Origin of the sequence: Thalassospira sp. NFXS8 (assembly GCF_040148805.1) — a bacterium.
Taxonomy (GTDB): domain Bacteria; phylum Pseudomonadota; class Alphaproteobacteria; order Rhodospirillales; family Thalassospiraceae; genus Thalassospira.
Genome location: NZ_JAGEMF010000001.1, coordinates 1,792,201 through 1,813,031, shown reverse-complemented (window position 1 = coordinate 1,813,031; position 20,831 = coordinate 1,792,201). Strand labels below are relative to the sequence as shown.

Below are 20,831 nucleotides of genomic sequence, written 5' to 3'. Positions count from 1 at the left end.
TGTGCCGATAGGCGAAGAAAAATCGTGAAAAGTTGTAGATATTTCCCGATTTTGTGACAAGACAGCCTGCGCAAACCCGCTCGGTCCTGAAGGACAACCGTTATAATTGCGAACACCGTCGCCAGGTCGTCTGACCGGAAATCCGTTACGCTCTGCGAGCTTTTCCTTGTATTTCGCTATCATAACGGTTGCCATTGTTATCATATTAATAGGCCAAGACCCTGATCAGGGTATGTTGGAAACCTTGACCGTAAGTGTATAGCATGACCCAAAACGATAAAACTGTCGATCTTGCCGAAAACCTGTGGAAACGTCTGCGTAGTGGCAAGCCGCCGTCCGGCCGCCATCCACAAATATGCGGTGATATTCCCATGTCCATAAATCGTGATGGAACATGGTATTATCAAGGCGGGCCGATTGGCCGAATGGAGCTGGTTAAATTATTTTCCACCGTTTTACAGCGCGACGAAGATGGCGGGCACTGGCTGGTGACCCCGGCTGAAATGGCACGCATCGAGGTTGAAGATGCCGCCTTTGTTGTGGTGGAGGTCGTTCGCGATAGCGTGAATAGCGAAACCAGTATCAATACCGGGCCAACGGACCAGGTTGATTCTGTAGCCAAAACCGACATTATCCGAATGCGGACCAATATTGACCAGTGGGTTGAACTTGACGAAAACCACCCCTTGCGTGTTGAGGAAAACCCCGAAACAGGCGAGCCATCGCCCTATATTGCACTGGATCGCGGGCTTGAGGCCCGTTTGAACCGCGCCAGTTTTTATCAACTGGTGGATTGGGCCGAAGAAATTACCGCACCTGATAGCACCCAAACAGCGATTGGCGTTTACAGCCACGGACGGTTCTTTAAAATCGGTACCGTGGAGAATGATGACGTATGACACCTGAAAATATTATGGCGGCCTTAAAGGCCCCGCGTGATGCCCTTGAATTGCGTGTAGGCGACCACGCGGTTGATTTTCCCGGTTCCCGGTCACGGGCGCGCGCCTTCGCCGAGGGAGAGCTTAAATCCCGCCCGGCGGCGGTATTGATGCCGCTGGTGCAGCGAACTGAGGGATTGTCGGTTATTTTAACCCGGCGTACGGCGCATTTAAAGGCACATGCCGGGCAAATCAGTTTTCCCGGTGGCCGCAAGGAAGATGAGGACGCCGATCTGGAAGAAACGGCTCTTCGTGAAACCGAAGAGGAAATCGGGTTGCATCGGCGCCATATCCGCCTGATTGGCCGGTTGAACGATTATTATACCGTGACCGGTTTTCAGGTGACGCCAATTGTTGGCATCATTACCCCGCCCTTTGATATTGTTGCAGACCCGTTTGAGGTGGACGAGGTTTTTGAAGTGCCATTGTCCTTTATTCTTGAACCCGGTAACCAGAAACTGCAAACGGTGGATTTTGAAGGGGCAAAACGGCGTTATTTTGCCATTCCCTATCGGCAATATTATATTTGGGGGGCAACGGCAGGAATGTTGGTGAATTTTAGCGATGTGTTACGCGCCCATTCGCAAGATGTGACCCGGCCAACAGTAAAATAGCATTATCGGGCCGAATGATTTGGCTTTGCGGCCATGGCGTGCCATTGATGCCGTTGTGATAATTTAGAAAGAAAGCTGCCATGCTGCGCGAAATTATCCAGATTGGTTTGCCGATTATTTTGCCGTTTGTGATTTATTCACTTTGGTTGAAATACGCCCGTGCCAAGGCGATCCGCGAGGGACACGAAGTTATTCCACCGTGGGATCAGGGCCCCTGGCTTTTACTGTTTTTTATTGGTGTTTTTCTCGCCGGAAGCATTTTGGTTTTTACCGCCCTGACAAGCGGGTCCTCACCCGATTCTGTTTATCATGCGCCGGAATTAAAAGACGGTGTTATTACGCCGGGCTATTTTGAACCCAAAAAACCGGAATAACCAAAACCGGTTTCCAGCCGTTATGTCCCTGTTTGATCCCACGCAAGAATACGCATGACAAAGTTCGAACCCACTGGCCATTTGGCCCCTTATGGTGTGATGGCCGCCGCCGAAACAGCGCAATTGTTTTCAGCCCTGCGACAACAGGGCGGAACGGCGCGTTATGTCGGCGGAATTGTGCGTGATGCCTTGCTGGCGCGCGATTTGGGGGATGTGGATATTGCCTGCGATTTAAAACCCGATATCTGTATGGCTGCTTTGGAAAAGGCGGGTATCCGGGTTATTCCGACCGGGTTGCAGCACGGCACAGTTACCGCCGTTATTAATGATTATTCCTATGAAATTACCACCTTGCGGGTGGATGTGACCACCGATGGCCGCCATGCCGAGGTCGCCTTTACCGATAACTGGCTGTTAGATGCCAAACGCCGCGATTTTACCTTTAATGCCCTGTATTGTGACCCGAATGGCACCATTTATGACCCGTTTGATGGCGAAGCCGATTTGCGAATTGGCAAGGTGCGTTTCATTGGTGTTGCTGAAGATCGTATTGCCGAGGATTACCTTCGCATTTTGCGGTTTTTCCGCTTTTTTGCCTATTTTGGCCGTCCGCCCCTGGATGCGATCGGGGCGGAAGCCTGCCGTAAAGGGGCCATTGGCCTGCGTGATATTTCCAGCGAACGTATTCGCGATGAAATGTTTAAATTGCTGCGCGCCAAAAACCCCGCCGCGACCATCGGCGATATGGTGGGGTTTTCGGTGTTGCCGGTTATTTTGCCCGAACTTTCAAACATTCCGCGGCTTCGTATTGTTGAATGGCTTGAAACCACGGCTTTGGCCGACCCGGCAATTGGCATAGACCCGTTACGCCGGATGGCCGCACTTTTTACATCGCCAGAAACCGGTGACAAAGCCATTGCCCACGCCGCCCGGTTTGCCCGATCCTTGCGATTATCCAACGACGAGGTTGAGCGGTTTTCATTGATGAGCGCCAGCTTTCGTCTGATTGACAACGTGATGGATGATAAACGCATTCGCCGCCATTTGTATCATTTGGGGGCTGAGGCGTTTCGGGATGCGGTAATTATGGCGTGGGGGGAACGTGCGGCTTTATCGGCGCGGCCAATACCGGGTGAAAACGCCCGCTGGCAACACATGCTGGCGCAGGCACACGCCTGGCAAGCCCCGCAATTGCCGGTAAAGGGCCGCGATATTTTGGCGGCCAAACTGGTGCCGCCTGGCCCGTTGATGGGGCAATTGTTGCGTTTGGCCGAGGAATACTGGCTGGAACATGATATGACGCCGGATCACGCGGCGTTAATGGCCTATATGGCTGACCATATTCCCGATCAGGATACGAAGAACAACCCGCCCGAGGAGAGAGAATGACAGATCGTATTATTGGCCATCGGGTTTGTTTTTTTGGCGATAGTCTGGTTAACGGGGTGCGCGATGCGCAAAAGGGCGGCTGGCCCATGCGCCTGGGCCAACGTTTGTTAAACGATATCGGGCTGGATGCGACGATTTATAATTTGGGCATTCGTGCCGAAACCAGCAGCGATTTAAAGAACCGCTGGTACGACGATGCCACGCGCCGCAAGGCGGATGAATTTCCGCTAGTACTGGTATTTTGTTTTGGTTTGAATGATGCCAACCACGCCCAGGAACGCGGCGAGGAGACCACAATGCGGGTTTCCCATGCCCAATCCCTTGCCAATGCAACCGATATCATGACCAGGGCACGTGAAATGGCCCCGACATTGTGGGTTGGTCCCCAGGCCGTTATTGATGGCGGGCGGTCCAGCAAGATCGTGAATGAACGACTGGAAGGTTTAAACCAGCTGTTTGCAGAAACCGCACGCGGATTGGAAATTCCGTATTTTGATGTGTTTGAGCGCACCCGGAATGATGAAACATGGCAACGCGCCCTGCGCCGGGGCGATGGGTATCATCCTGATACAGCGGGCTATGATTTGTTGGCCGAAATGATTTGGCAGTGGCAGGGCTGGCGCAATGTTTTTGCAATGAATGGCTGATTTTGCCGCATCGCTATATGTGACAGCCATTTGTCGGAACTGGTGGCCGCTACAGGGGGCCGATATAGCAACGTAAAAAAGATGCAGCCCGACCGCGATTAATTGATCACGCGATCAAATCGACAATGCTGCCCCGGGGTTGGGAAAGGGCGGTAAGATTGGATATTTTGCCGCCATTGCCATAACCGGTTGCCGTATTTTGGGGCTCATCCGCATCGATGGTGACGGCGGAATAGGCATTTGACGCGGTGTTGGCAAGGGCATTTTGAGGTTGGCGTGGTTGCGGCTGCGCGCCATTATCGTCTGCAACAGTATCGCGTTGCGATGACGGGGTGACGGCTGCGCCCGTCTGGTCGATGGTTTTGTCAAAATCGCCACGCGCCGCACGTTCGGCAACCGGCGCAACAGGGCGCAGGGCCGCAGGAACAGCAATGTTATATCCAGAACCAATTTTGCCGATCATGGCGTGCAGCGTATCCGCGAAAAACAGCGATTGAAATTCAATCTGACAAGCCAGACATCATAATCAAGCCGTCATTAGAGGGAAGCGTTTTTTTTCGTCAGGCAACACAGGGTGATCAATTGGCGAACGCCTGGATTCATGCTGGTTAATGATTTGATATTAAAAGATTATTTTTCGTGCCGTTGTTTGTGTTTTCGCCGCGGTATCAGGATGTTTCGTTTGTTTCTGACGCCGGGTTGATTTCGTTATCCGAATCGTCATTTTCATAGATCGAACTGGCAAAGCGATCCGGGCTGTTTTTGGCCAGATCTTTCAGTTTTGCCGCTTCGGTTGAAATATGGTCCAGGGTGATATCGGTGCGCTCCGGCGGCACCCGGATTAACGCCGCACTTACCGTCATAAGTGGAAAATGTTTATCAATGCCGTCGCGCCCTTTGCCCTGCAAAAAGCCGTTTTCCCGGGTTTTCGGATCGTAGAAACTTTTGATTTCCTCGTCGAACATGGCCTGCGCACGCCGCACGGCAGAAACGGCTTCTTCAAAGTCGATTGATTGTACATAGGCAAAAAAATCGTCACCGCCGATATGTCCAATGAACCATGCATTCTGGCTTAGGGCTTTGCCCAGAATATCCTTGAACAATAAAATTGCCCGGTCACCCTGGCGGAAACCATAGCGATCGTTAAACGGTTTGAAATTGTCAAAATCGAAATAAACCGCAAAACGGCGCCGACGGGGATGTGACAGGGCATTGGCGGCATAGCGATAAATGGCGCTGTTGCCGGGAAGTCGGGTTAACGGGTTTTCATCGCGGGCGTTCAGGGTGTTGCGTTCGTTGACCGCACGCAACAGGGCACGCTGGTCCAGCACACCCAGATACCGGCCATCTTCTGTCAGGATCAAACCATCAAGTGTGTCGGCGGTGACAAAGGTTTCAAGCAGTTCCGACAGGCTGGTGCGAATATCGGCTGACGGGCAACGGCGCAAAAACCGTGACATATAGGCGCGGTTGGACGGGTTTTGCAGCAATTCACGGCCAAACGGGGTGTAGATGAATGCCTTGAAATCGGAATCGCGAATAATGCCAACCGGTTCGTCGCGGCGGTTGATCACCGGGACAATGGTTGAATCGGCATTTTTCTGGAAAAAATCCAGAATGTCGTTGGGTTTTATGGTGTCAGGAACGGCCTGTGCCTCGATCATGAAGGATCGCAGCAGTTCGCCGTCATGATCGCCCTGACGACGGTGGCGGTTTAGAACATCGGCAATTTCCGGGATGATGTCTGTGCGTTCGGGCAGGATTACAGACGGTTTTGCAACAAAAAATCCCTGAATGAAATCACAGCCAATTCGACGGCAACACATCAGTTCTTCCAGTGTTTCAACACCTTCGGCAACAACCTGGGCGCCTATCAAATGTGAAAAACCGGTAATCTGGGTCACAAACAGTTCCTTGCGCCGGTCCTTGTCCATGCCATCAATAAAAAAGCGGTCAATTTTGATGATGTCGGGTTCGCATTCGTAAAGGGCGCGCATCTGGGCAAAGCCGCTGCCGTAATCATCAATTGCAACCTTGAAACCCTGCGCCCGGTAACGCAGCAGGATATCCTGAAAATTATGGGCGTGGCTGATGTCGTGGCGTTCGGAAATCTCCAGACATATCGCATCTGGTTCCAGCCCGGCCGCTGTTAGAAGTTCGACAGTTTGCCCCGGGCGGTAATCGGTTGTGCGGACAACGCGGCTGTCAAAATTATAAAACAGTTTTAGTTTACCGGCACCAGGCAGACGGGCAAATTTGTTGATGGCAACAGCGCGAAACTGCATGTCCACGCTATGAAGAACGCCGGTTTCCCATGCGGTATCAAACACATCCTGTATTGATGTAAAGCCCGCCTCGGCCCAGTTACGCAACAGGGCTTCGTATCCGAAAACGCGCCCGGTATGGGTGCTGATAATCGGTTGAAAGGCGAAATCTATCGTTTCAATGATGTGGGGCCAGTCGCGCGGCACTAACCGATGCGCAGGAGTGGACATTGGAACGGTGGTATTATCGGATCTGAGCGTCACGCTCATTTACCCTCGCGCAGCGGATTATTGAGCAACCCTGTTATTTAGGTCAGGCTGCAATAACCATGCTGGTAGCGCACTATTGGTATCAGTCTGATGACAGTTGAATGACGAATATATGACAACATCAGCCAAGCGTAAAATTTGCCCGTATAAGGTCTGAATTTATTATACCTTGGTATTGTCTGATAGGCCATGTTTAAACGGGCATCACGCGGCTTGCGTGTGTTGATCAGGGCTTTCGATGCGCCAGCGGGTGATGTTCCTGTACCAGCCCGCGCAATCGGGACTCGATCAGATGCGTATAAATCTGTGTTGTGGAGATATCTGAATGCCCCAGCATTTGCTGCAGGCTGCGTAAATCGGCCCCGTTGGCCAAAAGATGGCTGGCAAAGGAATGGCGCAACACATGGGGCGATACCCGCGATGGTTCAATCCCGGCGTTAAGGGCCAGATCCTTGATCATGTTTAAGAACATTTGTCGGGTGAGATGACCGGTTTTGCCCCGGGATGGAAACAGATAGGTCGATTTTCCCGGTTGTCCGCCATGATCGAGCGGGATAAACGCGTCGCGGATTTTAATATAATCAATCAGTGCCCGTTTGGCCGGGGCCGACAAGGGAACCAGCCGTTCCTTGTTACCCTTGCCCTGCACGATCAGCATTTGTGGATCACGGGCAACGGCACTAAAGGGCAGTTCAACCAGTTCGCTTACCCGCATTCCGGTGGCATAAAGCAATTCCACCATTGTCAAAAGGCGGATGCCCTTGATGCCTTCTTGCTGGTTGGCGGTTTTGATCAGGCGGTCGATTTCGCCGGTGGTTAAAAATTTGGGCAGAACCGTCCCCAGGCGCGGGCTGTCTATATGGGCGGCGGGGTCGTCGTTGCGAATGCCTTCGCCGTAAATGAATTTATGAAACTGCCGCACCGCAGACAGGTGCCGGGCCTGCGTACGTGCTGCCAGCCCGGCATCGGCCAGTTCATTAAGATAGCGGCGTACATCATCAGGTTGGGCCTGTGACATATCGGTTTTCGCACCATGCAACGACGCCTGATAATCTTCAAGATCGCGGCGATAGGCATCAAGCGTATGGCGGCTGGCTCCCCGTTCGGCCGCCATCATTTCCAGAAAGTCGGAAACAAGCCGGGAATCGCGCGGGTGTGTCACCATGTTATCCTTTGCCAAAGGCCGTTTACAGGCCACTTTCCATAATGATTTCAACGGCAATGCGCCGGGCGTCACCATCCAGCCCCACCATGTTAAGGGCATTCACCGATTGGCCAAGCGATACCGGGTTTTGCAAATCGGCACCGATGCCGCCATTGGCAATAACCACCAGTGACGCCACAGTGGCCCGCTGATTGGCGCGCGCCGCCTGTGCCAGTGTGTGAACCACCCCGGCATTGGGAACCGCACCCGAAACGACATAGGGTTGAACCAGAAGGCTATCCCAGAATTTTTCGGGAACCTCGATGCCAAAAGCGGCAAACAGGCTATAGACCTGTTCGGCGTCATGACGTGCCTCAACCTGGTCGTCGCGTGCCATTTGCTGTTCGGCCCACTCATCCATGCGGGCGCGATGGCGGGCCTGTGCTTGCGATGTCGGTGCATTTTCGGTCATGGGCGGGGTTGGTTTAACAGCCCCCCCTAACCCGTAATTAGGTGCCGAATCGGGGCCGTTGCCCGCGGCACCATCGGTGGTACCGGTATCTTCCAACCCCGACAGAACCAGCGCGGGATAGAGCACGATCAGGCGGCTTTCAATGGAATTACCGGCATTGGCTGATGCTTTGGCCTGCGCCAGCCAGCCGCCCGCCCGTTCAAGGTCGTTGCTGTAAATTGATGCGGCAATGGCATCGGTAGCAAACCAGGCAAAATCGTTATTGATGGGAATATCTTCAAGCAGGGGTGCGCATAGACGTGCAACCTGGCCGTAATCGCCATTGTTGCGCGCATTATCATACATATGGGCCAGAATTTCGGCCCGTGCGGCCGGGACATCGGATTTGGCCGCGGCCTGATAAAGTTTGGCATATTCGCGGGCGGGTGTCTGTTCGCTGGCATCATCAAGCACACCTTCAAGTTCAACTGAACTGAATGTAATGCTGTTGTATACTGCGCCGAGTTCGTCGGTTGTGATGTATCCCTGCTGTTCGGCAAGGCGGGCTGCTTCCAGCTTTAAATCGGTCGCGGTGTTGGCGCTTTTGACAAATGCGATCAGGGTCGGTGCATCGGCGTTTTGCAAAAGGCTTGCGGGCAGGCCCTGTTTGGTCAGTTCCAGCATTGCAACGTCAAGCGGCCGCAAGTTAACCAACAGGTCGGGTGATACATTGCTGCCGGTGCGAATGGCCTTGTTCAGGGCAAAAAACAGTTTGTCGCTTTCACCTTCAACCTCGCGAACCAGATCGGTGCTAAAGCTGGCGGATGAGTTGTTCTTTGCGCGAAGCTGGCAATAAACGGCTGCCTTTAACCAGAAGGATGTGTCGAACTGTGTGCCATACCCGTCAATCGCGGCACAGGCATCGTCAAGCTGGCCGGTAACCAGCAGCGCGTTGATTTCGGCCTGGGCAAGTTCCGCCTCAGGCTGATTGCGCGATGTGACACTGATTAAACGGGCAACATCCCCGTAAGCCCCCATTGATTGCAGCTTGGCAATGCGATGCGCCAGAAGACTGATATCCTTGTGGTCGGCAGGGGCGGCCGCGATACTTAGCAATATGCGCCGTTCCAGATTGCGCATGGCGTGGTTGGCCGGATGGTCGGGCAGGGCATCAATCAGGCGGGCGGCGGTAAGACGGCTGGTGCCAGACCACATGTCAACACCCAGCCCGCCCGAATTGCGATCCAGTATCCCGACCGATTCGGCATCAACAGCGTTTAGTTCAAGCGTTTGTACCGCGTCCGGGTCCGTCGGGTAGTTTTGGCCAGAGGCATTATTGCCCCAGCCAAAAACACCGTTTGGCCCCTGCGGTATGCTTGTTCCTGTGGCACCACCCGAAGTTTCGCCGCCTTGTACCGGTGCAGTTGTTGCTGTGCCGTTGGCCGGTGCCCCGTCTTGCGGCGGGGTTTGGGTATCGGCGTTGCGATTTTGCAAAAACAACGGAACGGGGCCTTGCTGGGCCTGGGCGGGGATCACCTGCATCAACGCGCCCAACCCGGTCAGGCAGGCAAAGACGCAGGCTCTGGTGGTGCCTGAACGCATTTTAGTTGAACCTCGAATCAGGGATGGGTTGTTCGATTTGCGATGTCGGTGCCGGTATATCCCAGGTCACAAGGAAAATGGCGCCGCCCGCGATAACCGCGATAATCAGAAACAGAATGATCCGGGATAGAATTTTCATGGGCTCTCAAGCTTTGTTTTGGGTGTTCTGACCGAGATATCAGCCATATTGCGAAAAACTGGTTACATCCTAATTCGGCAGGACCAAGGCAGTCTAGGGCCGAGAACGTTAATAATTGCATGTCAATTTTACGATCAGGGTGAAGTTGGGCATACTGATCGCAAATTCGACATGCGGTTTGCTTGCGTTCCGCGCAACCGTGCCCTAAAGAATTACACAACAGTGTCAACACGTATCAAGCGGTCAAGGGACCGTATGAACATGGTAAAACAGGATTGCAAACCGGTCATGGAGAGCAAAAGTGCCGATTCGGGTTTGCACACGGATATAACAGCGCAGATTGGTGCCGGGCTAGGGAATCGGTCACTGGTTTTTGTCGGCCTGATGGGGGCTGGTAAAAGCTGCATCGGGCGTATGGTTGCCAAAACGCTTAACCTGCCTTTTGTCGATGCCGACCGCGAAATCGAGGAAGCTGCCGGCTGTTCGATTGCCGATATTTTTCGCCTGTATGGCGAAGATGCCTTTCGCGATGGCGAGGAACGTGTGATTGCACGTTTGCTGGAAGGTGAACCGGTTGTTCTGGCGACCGGTGGCGGGGCTTTTATCCGTGAGCAAACCCGTAAACTGATTTTGGAAAAAGGTGTTTCGGTCTGGCTGCGTGCCGATCTGGATGTTTTGGTGCAGCGTACGGCGGGGCGCCCGCATCGACCGTTGTTAAACAGTGGAAATCCACGCCAGATTCTGGCGGATCTGATTGAAACGCGTTACCCGGTTTATGCCGGTGCCGATGTAACATTTGATTGTGGCGATGCCTCGAAAGAGGATACCCGCGACGGGGTTCTTGCTGCTTTGGCAGGGGCCTTTGGCGACAATGGAAAGTTGAAACCTTGAATAGTGCAGAAATCCTTCGCGTCGATCTGGGGGCGCGCAGCTATGATATCGTAATTGGTAGCGGATTATTGCCTGATACCGGCACATATGTTGCCCCGTTTGCCAGATCGGCCGGGGTGGTCATTGTTACGGATGCTGCTGTTGCAAAGCTGCATTTGCCAACTGTTCAGGCATCCCTTGATCAGGCTGGAATTGCGCATCATTGTGTTGTGGTTCCGGCGGGCGAAGCATCGAAAAGTTTTGCCACCTTTGAAAGTGTGGTCGAACAGGTGCTGGCCCTTGGCATTGAACGGTCAACGCTGATTATTGCGCTGGGCGGCGGGGTAATTGGCGATCTGGCCGGTTACGTCGCGGCATCGCTGTTGCGCGGACTGGATTTTGTGCAAATTCCAACAACATTGCTGTCGCAGGTCGACAGCTCGGTTGGTGGTAAAACCGGCATTAATTCCAGATCGGGTAAAAACCTGGTCGGGGCGTTTCACCAGCCGCGGCTGGTGCTGGCCGATACAGCCGTGCTTGATACCCTGCCCAAACGCGAAATTCTGGCAGGGTATGCCGAGGTTGCCAAATATGGCCTGATTGATGACCCGGAATTTTTTAGCTGGCTGGAAGAAAATGCATCGGCGGTTATCGCAAAGGATGGCGAGGAACGCAAACAGGCGGTGATGCGCAGTTGCGCTGCCAAGGCCCGGATCGTGTCGCAGGATGAACGGGAAAACGGCAAACGTGCGTTGCTGAATCTCGGGCACACTTTTGGCCATTCGTTTGAAGCCGAACTGGGCTATGACGGGCGTTTACTGCATGGCGAGGCCGTTGCGATGGGTATGGTGATTGCGCATGATGTGTGTGCCGCAATGGGCATGGCACCGGCACAGGACACAACCCGGATCGTTGCGCATTTGCAAAATGTTGGTCTGCCGGTGCGGGCCGCCGAAATTTCGGGCGTACATTGGGATGTGGACCGGTTGATCAGCCATATGTCGCGCGATAAAAAAGTTCGCGACGGTCAGATCACATTTGTCATGACCCGGGGCATTGGCAAGGCATTTACATCGCGCGAAATGGATGTCGGCAAAATGCGTTCTGCGATATCGCGGTCATGCGAGAACCGATAATCAGGTTGCAGGGTGTTTCTCCTGATGCGATACGCCCGGTTGCTTCTGATGGCTTTATCGATTGTTCCTGTCAGCGTTAGTGATCGCAGCTGGCAGGGGTGATAAATTGTTGGGCTGAAGTTGAAGGGCCATTGTTGCTCTTTTGATAACGAGGGGACCAAATGACAATCACGGTTATCGTGATTTTTATCCTGTTGATGCTGTCGGCGTTTTTTTCGGGGTCGGAAACGGCCCTGACGGCAGCATCGCGTTCGATCATGCATCACAAGGAACAGGATGGTGATGTCCGCGCCGGGATCGTTAACCGGTTGCGTGAACGTCAGGAACGGCTGATCGGGGCTATTTTGCTGGGTAATAACCTGGTTAATATTCTGGCATCGGCCATGGCAACATCGGTGATGATTGCCACCTTTGGCCCCAATGGCGTGGTGTATGCCACGGCGGCGATGACGGCCCTGGTGCTGATTTTTGCAGAAATTCTGCCGAAAACCTATGCGCTGAAACATGCCGACAGCATGGCGTTGCGCGTGGCCCGGCCGATGAAATTTCTGGTCACCCTTTTTGCCCCGGTCACGGAAAGCATTCAGGTGATCGTGCGGGCAACCATGCATTTGTTTGGCGGTGGTGACGGCCCGGGCATGGATAGCGAGCGCGAATTGCGGGGTGCGATTGAACTGCATGCCGATGACGAGGTGATTGGCGATCATCAGGCCGAACGCGCGATGTTACATGGTATTCTGGACCTTGATGATGTTGGCGTTTGGGAAATTATGGTGCATCGACGCAAGGTGCAGATGATTGATGTCTCGCGCTCGATGGATGAAATTCTGGAAACGGTGCTGGCCAGTCCGCATACGCGCATTCCGATTTATGAAAATGACCCTGACAACATTGTTGGCGTGTTGCATGCGCGTGAAGTGTTAAAGGCAATTGTGCGGGGCAATAAACCGGAAAACGCCCAGGCCGTTCGCGAACTGGCCGCCAAGCCATGGTTTATTCCCGATTCCACCACCCTTGCCGACCAGTTAAAGGCATTTAAGGAACGACACGAACATTTTGCCATCGTTGTCGATGAATATGGTGCCTTTGAAGGTGTCGTATCGCTTGAAGATATTCTGGAAGAAATTGTGGGCGATATTGCCGATGAAACCGATGTTGAGGTGGTGGGGGTGCAACCCCAGGCCGACGGGTCGGTTATTGTGCGCGGCGATGTCACCATTCGCGACCTGAATCGCCGGTTTGGCTGGCGTCTGCCCGACGAGGAAGCCGCGACCATTGCCGGGCTTTTGCTTTATGAAACCCGCCGTATTCCCGATGTCGGACAGCTGTTTCGGTTTCACGGGCTGGAATTTGAAGTGTTGCGCCGGGTGCGAAACCAGGTGACACGGGTTAAATTGCGGCTGGGTGATAGTGTGCCCGCAACGGATGAAAGCTGACGCTACAGGCATCATTCATCCCCGCCAAGGCAATCAAACCTTGTTTACAATGCACCACAGCCCGCAGCAATGCTGCGGGCTGTGGCATTTGCGGTTTTGATAAAGACATGATGGCGCGTTAAATGGTCGTAAATGTTCTACTTATAGGTTAAAATTGGCATGATGGCATCGGCACCGGTTATATGCCGGTCACCACTGATGTCATGAAATGGCAACAGCAAACCGCATAGAGAGACAAAATGGACACAAAAATCGTACCGGGTCTCGTGAAGGAACAATCCCTTGCCACCCTGAACCCTGCCGATTCCGTGATGGATGCGGTTTTATTGATGACGGAACGCAAAATTGGCGCCGTGCTTATCGTCGATAATTCCGCCCGGCTTTCCGGCATTTTTACCGAGCGCGATTTGGTGAACCGGGTGGTTGCAAAGCAGCTTGACCCTGCAAAAACCGCCCTTGCTGATGTGATGACAACCAACCCCGATACCTTGCGCCCTGATGATAACGCCCAGGATGCCCTGGCTTTGATGAGCGCGCATCGCTATCGCCACCTGCCTGTGCTCGATGGGGAAACGGTTGTTGGCATGGTGTCGATCCGCGATTTGTTTAACGTGGTCAAGGCTGGCCTGGAAGACGAAGTGCGCGACCGGGAAAAGTTCATTTTCGGTTCTGATTACGGCGTTGCCTAGGGCTGGTCACGGGCATTTTACCGTTCATGTTGAGGGTTTGTGGCCCGTTTTCCGGCCCAGGAAGCAAACTTGACCGGGCGGGGTGCGTTTCCATGTTGACACAGAGGCTGGTTCTGTCTTTACGTTTACGTAAAGGAGAGAGAAATGCCCCTGTCAGAGCCCGCCCCGCGAGAGCATATCCATACCCGAAAAATAACCTGCACCGGCTACCGGCGTGCCGATGGCCTGTGGGATATTGAAGGACATATTACCGATGTGAAAACCTATGGTTTTGCCAACCATGATCGGGGTGAAATCCCGCCCGGCGAGCCAATCCACCAGATGTGGCTGCGCATTACAGTTGGCAATGACATGGTGATCAAGGCGGCAGAAGCGGTTACGGATCATGCTCCTTTTGCGGCCTGTGGTGAAATCGCCCCCAATTATGAAAAACTGGTGGGTCTTAAAATTGGCCCCGGCCTTAAGCGCCAAATTCGTGAACGTGTTGGCGGTATATATGGCTGTACGCACCTGACCGAATTAATGGGGCCGGTGGCAACCACGGCTTTTCAAACCATTTTTCCCATCCGTGCCCGCGAAGCCGAAGAAAAACAGCAACGCCAGGCACAAGACGGGCAGGCCCCGTCGCGCAAACGGCAAAGTCCGCTGGTAAACAGTTGTCATGGCTGGCGCAGTGACGGGGCGGCTGTGAAACGGATTGCACCTGATAATTATACCGGCCCGGATGAAAATTGAGGCAACAATACGGGTATGGATGTGGGTAACGGTTGAGAACTTCAAGTTATACACATTGTCACCGCGGCCTCCTTGTCTATCGGCTGTCTGATGACAAAGCGGTTTATCCCTTAATTCCCCCATAAACGCGCCCGCCTTAATTGTTTAACGAGGGCACTGCCGAGACTCGGCCCGATCCGTCCCCGACAGGGGCGTTAAAGAATAATTTTCAGGGATTAAAGAAACGTGCAGGCGGCTTTTTACGCGGCGACGATGCATATTTTATGAGGTTTTGTTGAGCTTACTATCCTGTAGATTAGTCATGCTACCCTAAAGGGGTTGTTTTTCTGCCTCTTCTTGTCAATATCGTATAGGTATTGCGGGGTGAATTGCTATTGGGGGCGGTTTTGGCGCGGGTGGGTATCTTTCGACGGACACGTGAAATGTGCGGGAAATCGCTCTGTTCGGGCTTAAAGCACTGTGTTCTGTTCGTTTTGGGAATTGTCGTTGTGGGCGTGGCAGGATGCCATCGTGCCAAAGCGGACCATAACGGCAAACATTTTCTGGTACTTCAGACTAATTTGCAGCCGCCTTATCAGGAACTCGATAATGGCGCATTGACCGGCACGACGGTGCGTTTGCTGGATTGTGCTTTTCAAAAAATCGACATCGAATACGGCATTACCCTGGCCCCCCGCCAGCGCAACCGCGATATGGTCCGAAAGGGCCAGGCAGATGGATTTTTCCTGTCGCGCCTGTCGTCCGATATGGCAAGTTACGCCGAGCCGACCTCGCCTTTGGCATTGGAAAAGTGGGTTTGGGTTTCGCGCCATCGTGTTACAGATGGCCAGTTGCGTGTTCCCCATCCCGATCAAAAGGTAACGGTTGGGGCTGTTCTTGGGTCAAACGAGGCCGAATGGACGCTTGATCAGGGGTATCGGGATGTCGTCCATGTGCCGTCCCTGCGCTCGCTGATTGCGTTATTGCAAAAGGGCCGTGTTGATTTTGCGTTGATTGATCAGCAATCCTTTGCCCGCGCACGTGACGAATTAAAGCTCGATGCCGATGATTTCACCGAACGTTTTGCCAGTTATATGCCGCTGGTAATGTATTTTGCCCGCACCTATACCAAAACGCACCCGGAAACCCTGCGTAATTTAAACCGGGCGCTGGATATTTGCGAGCCTGCCGTGGTCAAACTTGAAAATCACGAGCGCGACCAGATCATGAATGATGAAGTTGAGAAAATTCGCCAGATTATGCGGGCACCTGCATTGATTAATGCCCTGCGCGACCGGGGCGAATTTCAGGACCCTTTGCATGTGAATGTTGTCAATCGCGACAAGGTGTCGGACCTGGACCGGGAATGGCGTGAAGCAAGTGCCAATGGAACCGCGTCCCGGCTGGCTGCGGATATCTTGCAAAACGATGTTTCCACCTATTTGCAACGGGCCTATCGCAATCGGGACGTCCGCTTTGCCGAGGCCTTTATTTTTGATCAGAACGGGCTGATTGTTGGCATGTCGAGCCCGACCAGCAACTATGACCAGTCGGGCGAAGCCAAATTCGCTATTTTCAGCAATAATGCCGCCAGCCCGGTGCAAATCGCCGATATTTATTATGATCCGTCGACATCAAAGTTTTTGTCGCAAATAACCATGCCGGTGACAGACCCGAAAAATGGCGAGGTGTTAGGGGCCCTGACAGTTGGGCTGGATGTAACCGCGGCCCTGTCCACCAGAGACTGATACCTGCCACTGCCTGCGCCACCAAAGGGGCGCGGTAATTTGCAAAACGGGCCGGGGTTACGCATCAACCTTATTTGAACACGATGAAGCCGGTGTTATTTGGCAGTGTCGGCCCATTCGGCAGGGGACATTGTTTTTAAGGCCAGGGCATGGACCCGGTTTTTAAGCAGGTCATCCAGGGCATTATAAACCATGCGTTGTCGGTTCACGCGATTTTGGCCGTCAAAACAATCGGCAACGATCAATACCGAAAAATGGGACTCGCCACGCGGGTCGGCACCGGAATGACCGGCATGTTTGGCAGAATCGTCAATAATTTCCAGTTTGGCCGGGTTAAACCGGGCCGTGATGATATCGCGAATTTGCTGGGCAACTTGCATGTAACATTCTCTAATTGTTGGAAGGATGGCCTGTTTGCTTTACCGTTGGCAAAACTCTGGCGTTCTTTTGGGTGGCGAAGCAACCACCGGAAATTTTTTCAATCCTTTTATCATTCGTAATCGGCACATATGATATTGCGTCCCATGAATGTTCCGAACATATAAACCTCCATGAACAGAGCGCAACGAAACAAACGCAAGACGTTGTATTTTAGCGAGCCCGATTTGCCAGAGTGCGATTGGCCTGGCTGTGCGGAGCATGGGGAGTTTCGTGCCCCCAAGGACCGCAAGCTCAGCACGTATTATCAGTTTTGTCTGGAGCATGTGCGGCAATACAACAAATCCTGGGACTATTTCAGCGGCATGAAGGCCGATGACATCGAGGAACATGTGCGCCGCGATGCCCATTGGCAACGCCCGACCTGGCGGTTTGGCCATATTCGCGGGGCGAAAAAACCGTTCGATTTCAAATTTGCCGATGGTTTTGGCTTTTTTAACGAAGAAGGCGAACAAACCCATCATGGGCCGGGGGGCGACCCCAATGCCAACCGCCGCGAACGCAATGCGGAAGAAGCCGCCCGCAAGGCCGGGGCGCTGGGAATGCCGCGCGAACAGCAAATGGCGATGGCAACGCTGGATCTGGGCTGGCCGTTTTCCAAGGACGAACTTAAATCCAAATACAAACAACTCTCGAAAAAATATCATCCTGATGCCAATGGCGGGGATAAACGCGCCGAAGAGCGGTTTAAAACCATCAGTGCCGCGTATTCAAGCCTGATGACTTATATCCGTGATCTTGAGGCACGCGTTTCGATCTAGGTTTGCCAGCTTGCCTGTCGATATGGCGTTATTATGTATCCGGGATCAGCGTTGCGGATGGCATATGGCATGGCTTTTTATGATGAAGGGAAATTTTTCGGTATCTTTCCTTTGTCCGCGGCGGCTTAATCGTTATTAATGACAAAGATGACACATTCGGCCGGACCAACCGGCCCCAAAATGCGCGAGTACTTATGAGCCAAGGTTACGAAGCGAGCGGTGGTGCAGCAGAACATCCGCTGGATGCACCCGATACCAAAATTTCCGTGCGTGAGGCGTTCGGGATTGATTCCGACATGATGGTCCCGGCATTCAGCCAGACCAGCGAACATGTCCCGGCCAGTGATTCGACCTATCGTTTTGATCGCGATACCACATTGGCGATTTTGGCGGGCTTTGCCCACAATCGCCGGGTGATGATCCAGGGGTATCACGGCACAGGTAAATCAACCCATATCGAACAGGTGGCATCGCGGCTAAATTGGCCATGCGTACGTGTGAACCTTGATAGCCACATCAGCCGTATTGACCTGATCGGCAAGGACGCCATCGTTCTGCGCGACGGCAAGCAAATTACCGAATTTCGCGAAGGCATTTTGCCCTGGGCCCTGAAACGCCCGGTCGCGATGGTCTTTGATGAATATGATGCCGGGCGCCCCGATGTGATGTTCGTGATCCAGCGTGTTTTGGAAGTTGACGGCAAGCTGACCCTGCTGGACCAGAACAAGGTAATCCATCCGCACCCGTTTTTCCGCCTGTTTGCCACATCAAACACGGTTGGCCTGGGCGATACCACCGGTCTTTATCATGGCACCCAGCAGATCAACCAGGCCCAGATGGACCGCTGGTCGATCATTGCGACGCTGAATTATCTGTCGGTTGCCGATGAAACCAACATTGTTGCTGCCAAGGTTGCCAGCTTTGACAATCCCGAAGGTCGCAGCAAGATCGAGGCGATGGTGGCCCTTGCCAACCTGACCCGTCAGGGGTTTGTCTCGGGTGATATTTCAACAGTGATGAGCCCGCGTACCGTGATTACGCTGGCTGAAAACGCTGAAATTTTCAACGATGTGGCCTATGCGTTTCGCGTGACCTTCCTTAATCGCTGTGACGAGGTAGAGCGGCCTATTCTGGCCGAATATTACCAGCGTTGCTTTGGCGAGGAACTGCCGCAAAGTGCAATCAATGTGATGGTGCGTTAAACGCACCATCCCTGACTTCAGGTTCGTTGCCAGCTGTGATGCAACGCCCGAAACCCCAGTAATACGAGACTGCAAGCGATGAAAAACGACGAGGCGCTTTCCGGATTTCTGCGCGGCACGGCGGCGACATTTCGCGCGCTGGCCGGTCGCAATGATCTGGAGGTCGGCTTTGTCAAAGGCGGGCGCCCGGGTGGTTATGGCGAACATGTTCGCCTGCCCATGCCCAAACAGGCCCTGCCCAAGGATGAAGTGGCCGATTTGCGCGGTGTTGCCGATGGCTGGGCGTTAAAGTTGCGTCATCATGATGCGGCCCTGCATCAAAAACGCATGCCCGAAAGTGCCGAGGCCCAGGCCGTTTACGAAGCCCTGGAAACCGCCCGTTATGAAGCCGTTGGCTCGCGTTATTTTCCCGGTGTGCGCAAAAACCTGCGCGCCCATGAAGATGCCGATTGCAAGGCGAAAAACTTTCATCGCCTGACCGCGCGTGAAGATGCCCCCTTTGCCGACGCGATTGGCATGTTGGCGCGTGAAATGTTCACCGGTGAAAAAGCCCCGGATTCCGCCCGGAACCTGATCGATTTGTGGCGCGCCGAGATCGAGGAAAAGGCCGGCAGCGACCTTTCTGATTTGCGTAATATGCTAGACGATCAGGAAGCGTTTTCGCGCGGGATGCGCCGTTTGCTGGATCATTTGTCGTTAGAAGACGACTTGCTTGAAGAGCCGCCCGAAGAAGAAGGCGATGATCAGGACCAGCAAGATGGCGATGACGCCCCGGATGACGAACAGGAAAGCCAGGGCGGCGAGCAGGGCGACAGCGACGAAACCGACCCGAACGGTGATGATCAGCAGCAGGAAAGCGGCGCTGACGATGCTGAAGCGGGCGAGGGCGATGTTGACGACCAGCAGCTTGAGGCACAATCGCAGGAAGAACAGCCTGCCGGGCCGGGCGAACAGCCGGAATTTGATGGCCGCAACGAACCGGTAGAGCGCGGATACGAGCCGTTCTCGCGCGAATATGACGAAATCGTTTTTGCCGATGAACTGTGCGAAAGCATGGAGCTGGCCCGGTTGCGCGCGATGCTGGACAAGCAGTTGGCGGCCTTGCAAAGCGTTGTTTCGCGCATTGCCAACCGGTTGCAACGCCGCCTGATGGCACAGCAAAACCGGGGATGGGACTTTGACCTTGAAGAAGGTATTCTTGATGCGGCCAAACTGGCGCGTATCGTTGCCATGCCTTCCACACCCCTGTCGTTCAAGCTCGAACATGATACCGATTTCCGCGATACCGTCGTCACTCTGCTGATCGACAATTCCGGTTCCATGCGCGGCCGGCCAATTACCATTGCCGCCCTGTCAGCCGATATTCTGGCACGCACACTGGAACGTTGCGGGGTGAAGGTCGAAATTTTGGGCTTTACTACCCGGCAATGGAAAGGCGGGCAATCGCGCGAGGCGTGGGTTGAGGCGGGCAAACCACCCAAACCGGGCCGCTTGAACGATTTGCGCCATATTATTTACAAAGCCGCCGATACGCCGTGGCGCCGGGCACGCAAAAACCTTGGTTTGATGCTGCGCGAAGGGTTGCTAAAGGAAAATATCGACGGTGAAGCCCTGTTATGGGCGCATGAACGCTTGCTGGCGCGCAATGAACAACGCCGCATCCTGATGGTGATTTCCGATGGTGCGCCGGTTGATGATTCAACACTGTCGGTGAATTCGGGCAACTATCTGGAACGGCATTTGCGTGAAGTGATCAACTGGATTCAAACCCGGTCGCCGGTGGAATTGCTGGCGATTGGTATTGGCCATGACGTAACGCGCTATTATCAGCACGCCGTGACGATTAACGACCCGGAAGAACTGGGCGGCACCATGCTGCGCGAACTTTCCGATCTGTTTGATGAAAAACCCAAACGTGGCCCCAAACGCCCGCTGCGCCATGTGGCGGCCGATACGGCCAAGGATAAGGGACATGGCGACAAGGATCGCTGGTAATACAAATATA

19 protein-coding genes are annotated in these 20,831 nt (G+C 53.6%); 14 read left to right on the top strand and 5 right to left on the bottom strand.

From position 1 onward, the window contains the following. The first annotated feature begins 263 nt into the window (after nt 1-263). From J4E05_RS08220 to J4E05_RS08200, 5 genes are all read left to right on the top strand, one after another. Nucleotides 264-899, top strand: coding sequence for a DUF1285 domain-containing protein (locus tag J4E05_RS08220; RefSeq protein ID WP_349594181.1), 636 nt, complete (start codon nt 264-266; stop codon nt 897-899). Then, nucleotides 896-1,552 (top strand): CoA pyrophosphatase, encoded by a 657-nt coding sequence (locus tag J4E05_RS08215; RefSeq protein WP_349594179.1) that lies wholly within the window; start codon nt 896-898, stop codon nt 1,550-1,552. The genes J4E05_RS08220 and J4E05_RS08215 overlap by 4 nt, the downstream gene beginning before the upstream one ends. A gap of 80 nt (nt 1,553-1,632) precedes the next feature. Further along, nucleotides 1,633-1,926: a hypothetical protein gene (locus tag J4E05_RS08210; protein WP_085588638.1), complete on the top strand. Its 294-nt coding sequence runs from the start codon at nt 1,633-1,635 to the stop codon at nt 1,924-1,926. 54 nt (nt 1,927-1,980) lie between these two features. Then, a complete protein-coding gene (locus J4E05_RS08205) occupies nt 1,981-3,315 on the top strand; it encodes a CCA tRNA nucleotidyltransferase (protein WP_349594177.1) in 1,335 nt (444 codons plus the stop codon). Further along, nucleotides 3,312-3,962, top strand: a complete 651-nt coding sequence (locus tag J4E05_RS08200) for a DUF459 domain-containing protein (protein WP_349594174.1) — start codon at nt 3,312-3,314, stop codon at nt 3,960-3,962. The genes J4E05_RS08205 and J4E05_RS08200 overlap by 4 nt, the downstream gene beginning before the upstream one ends. A gap of 106 nt (nt 3,963-4,068) precedes the next feature. Here J4E05_RS08200 and J4E05_RS08195 read toward each other — a convergent pair whose 3' ends face one another. The 4 genes from J4E05_RS08195 to J4E05_RS08180 all read right to left on the bottom strand — a co-directional run bounded on the left by J4E05_RS08195 (nt 4,069) and on the right by J4E05_RS08180 (nt 9,693). Next, nucleotides 4,069-4,425 (bottom strand): hypothetical protein, encoded by a 357-nt coding sequence (locus J4E05_RS08195; protein WP_349594171.1) that lies wholly within the window; start codon nt 4,423-4,425, stop codon nt 4,069-4,071. 205 nt (nt 4,426-4,630) lie between these two features. Continuing rightward, nucleotides 4,631-6,490: a GGDEF domain-containing protein gene (locus J4E05_RS08190; protein ID WP_246832849.1), complete on the bottom strand. Its 1,860-nt coding sequence runs from the start codon at nt 6,488-6,490 to the stop codon at nt 4,631-4,633. A 232-nt stretch (nt 6,491-6,722) separates the two neighbouring features. Continuing rightward, nucleotides 6,723-7,661 carry a site-specific tyrosine recombinase XerD gene (gene xerD / locus J4E05_RS08185; protein WP_349594169.1) on the bottom strand — a complete coding sequence of 313 codons (939 nt, stop codon included), beginning with the start codon at nt 7,659-7,661 and terminating at the stop codon, nt 6,723-6,725. A gap of 22 nt (nt 7,662-7,683) precedes the next feature. Next, complete coding sequence (locus J4E05_RS08180) at nt 7,684-9,693, bottom strand: antifreeze glycopeptide (RefSeq protein WP_349594166.1); 2,010 nt, start codon at nt 9,691-9,693, stop codon at nt 7,684-7,686. 394 nt (nt 9,694-10,087) lie between these two features. On the opposite strand from J4E05_RS08180, the gene J4E05_RS08175 reads away from it, so the two are divergent. The 6 genes from J4E05_RS08175 to J4E05_RS08150 all read left to right on the top strand — a co-directional run bounded on the left by J4E05_RS08175 (nt 10,088) and on the right by J4E05_RS08150 (nt 16,425). Continuing rightward, entirely contained in the window at nt 10,088-10,723 is a 636-nt protein-coding gene (locus J4E05_RS08175; protein ID WP_246832851.1) for a shikimate kinase, read from the top strand. After that, nucleotides 10,720-11,838 (top strand): 3-dehydroquinate synthase, encoded by a 1,119-nt coding sequence (gene aroB / locus J4E05_RS08170; protein ID WP_349594163.1) that lies wholly within the window; start codon nt 10,720-10,722, stop codon nt 11,836-11,838. Before J4E05_RS08175 ends, aroB begins: the two co-directional genes overlap by 4 nt. A gap of 161 nt (nt 11,839-11,999) precedes the next feature. Further along, a complete protein-coding gene (locus J4E05_RS08165) occupies nt 12,000-13,274 on the top strand; it encodes an HlyC/CorC family transporter (protein WP_349594160.1) in 1,275 nt (424 codons plus the stop codon). Nucleotides 13,275-13,513: 239 nt separating this feature from the next. Continuing rightward, a complete protein-coding gene (locus J4E05_RS08160) occupies nt 13,514-13,963 on the top strand; it encodes a CBS domain-containing protein (RefSeq protein WP_085588653.1) in 450 nt (149 codons plus the stop codon). Between the two features lie 144 nt (nt 13,964-14,107). Next, on the top strand, nt 14,108-14,698 hold the full coding sequence (locus J4E05_RS08155; RefSeq protein ID WP_349594157.1) for a DUF2889 domain-containing protein: 591 nt from the start codon (nt 14,108-14,110) through the stop codon (nt 14,696-14,698). A gap of 422 nt (nt 14,699-15,120) precedes the next feature. Continuing rightward, entirely contained in the window at nt 15,121-16,425 is a 1,305-nt protein-coding gene (locus J4E05_RS08150) for a transporter substrate-binding domain-containing protein (protein WP_349594154.1), read from the top strand. Between the two features lie 95 nt (nt 16,426-16,520). Here the strand turns inward: J4E05_RS08150 and J4E05_RS08145 are convergent, their stop codons facing one another. Beyond that, a complete protein-coding gene (locus J4E05_RS08145; protein WP_085588659.1) occupies nt 16,521-16,805 on the bottom strand; it encodes a BolA family protein in 285 nt (94 codons plus the stop codon). 171 nt (nt 16,806-16,976) lie between these two features. On the opposite strand from J4E05_RS08145, the gene J4E05_RS08140 reads away from it, so the two are divergent. The 3 genes from J4E05_RS08140 (at nt 16,977) to cobT (ending at nt 20,821) form a co-directional block, all read left to right on the top strand. Beyond that, nucleotides 16,977-17,624 (top strand): DnaJ domain-containing protein, encoded by a 648-nt coding sequence (locus tag J4E05_RS08140; protein WP_085588661.1) that lies wholly within the window; start codon nt 16,977-16,979, stop codon nt 17,622-17,624. Nucleotides 17,625-17,818: 194 nt separating this feature from the next. Continuing rightward, nucleotides 17,819-18,826 (top strand): cobaltochelatase subunit CobS, encoded by a 1,008-nt coding sequence (cobS, locus tag J4E05_RS08135; protein WP_085588663.1) that lies wholly within the window; start codon nt 17,819-17,821, stop codon nt 18,824-18,826. A gap of 78 nt (nt 18,827-18,904) precedes the next feature. Next, nucleotides 18,905-20,821, top strand: coding sequence for a cobaltochelatase subunit CobT (cobT, locus tag J4E05_RS08130; protein WP_085588665.1), 1,917 nt, complete (start codon nt 18,905-18,907; stop codon nt 20,819-20,821). The last annotated feature ends 10 nt before the right edge of the window (nt 20,822-20,831 follow it).

What these genes read in the sequence shown, in the direction of transcription:
- J4E05_RS08220 (WP_349594181.1), top strand. Translation starts at nt 264, where the DNA reads ATGACCCAAAACGATAAAACTGTCGATCTTGCCGAAAACCTGTGGAAA.
- J4E05_RS08215 (WP_349594179.1), top strand. Translation starts at nt 896, where the DNA reads ATGACACCTGAAAATATTATGGCGGCCTTAAAGGCCCCGCGTGATGCC.
- J4E05_RS08210 (WP_085588638.1), top strand. Translation starts at nt 1,633, where the DNA reads ATGCTGCGCGAAATTATCCAGATTGGTTTGCCGATTATTTTGCCGTTT.
- J4E05_RS08205 (WP_349594177.1), top strand. Translation starts at nt 1,981, where the DNA reads ATGACAAAGTTCGAACCCACTGGCCATTTGGCCCCTTATGGTGTGATG.
- J4E05_RS08200 (WP_349594174.1), top strand. Translation starts at nt 3,312, where the DNA reads ATGACAGATCGTATTATTGGCCATCGGGTTTGTTTTTTTGGCGATAGT.
- J4E05_RS08195 (WP_349594171.1), bottom strand. Translation starts at nt 4,425, where the DNA reads ATGATCGGCAAAATTGGTTCTGGATATAACATTGCTGTTCCTGCGGCC.
- xerD (WP_349594169.1), bottom strand. Translation starts at nt 7,661, where the DNA reads ATGGTGACACACCCGCGCGATTCCCGGCTTGTTTCCGACTTTCTGGAA.
- J4E05_RS08180 (WP_349594166.1), bottom strand. Translation starts at nt 9,693, where the DNA reads ATGCGTTCAGGCACCACCAGAGCCTGCGTCTTTGCCTGCCTGACCGGG.
- J4E05_RS08175 (WP_246832851.1), top strand. Translation starts at nt 10,088, where the DNA reads ATGAACATGGTAAAACAGGATTGCAAACCGGTCATGGAGAGCAAAAGT.
- J4E05_RS08165 (WP_349594160.1), top strand. Translation starts at nt 12,000, where the DNA reads ATGACAATCACGGTTATCGTGATTTTTATCCTGTTGATGCTGTCGGCG.
- J4E05_RS08160 (WP_085588653.1), top strand. Translation starts at nt 13,514, where the DNA reads ATGGACACAAAAATCGTACCGGGTCTCGTGAAGGAACAATCCCTTGCC.
- J4E05_RS08155 (WP_349594157.1), top strand. Translation starts at nt 14,108, where the DNA reads ATGCCCCTGTCAGAGCCCGCCCCGCGAGAGCATATCCATACCCGAAAA.
- J4E05_RS08150 (WP_349594154.1), top strand. Translation starts at nt 15,121, where the DNA reads ATGTGCGGGAAATCGCTCTGTTCGGGCTTAAAGCACTGTGTTCTGTTC.
- J4E05_RS08145 (WP_085588659.1), bottom strand. Translation starts at nt 16,805, where the DNA reads ATGCAAGTTGCCCAGCAAATTCGCGATATCATCACGGCCCGGTTTAAC.
- J4E05_RS08140 (WP_085588661.1), top strand. Translation starts at nt 16,977, where the DNA reads ATGAACAGAGCGCAACGAAACAAACGCAAGACGTTGTATTTTAGCGAG.
- cobS (WP_085588663.1), top strand. Translation starts at nt 17,819, where the DNA reads ATGAGCCAAGGTTACGAAGCGAGCGGTGGTGCAGCAGAACATCCGCTG.
- cobT (WP_085588665.1), top strand. Translation starts at nt 18,905, where the DNA reads ATGAAAAACGACGAGGCGCTTTCCGGATTTCTGCGCGGCACGGCGGCG.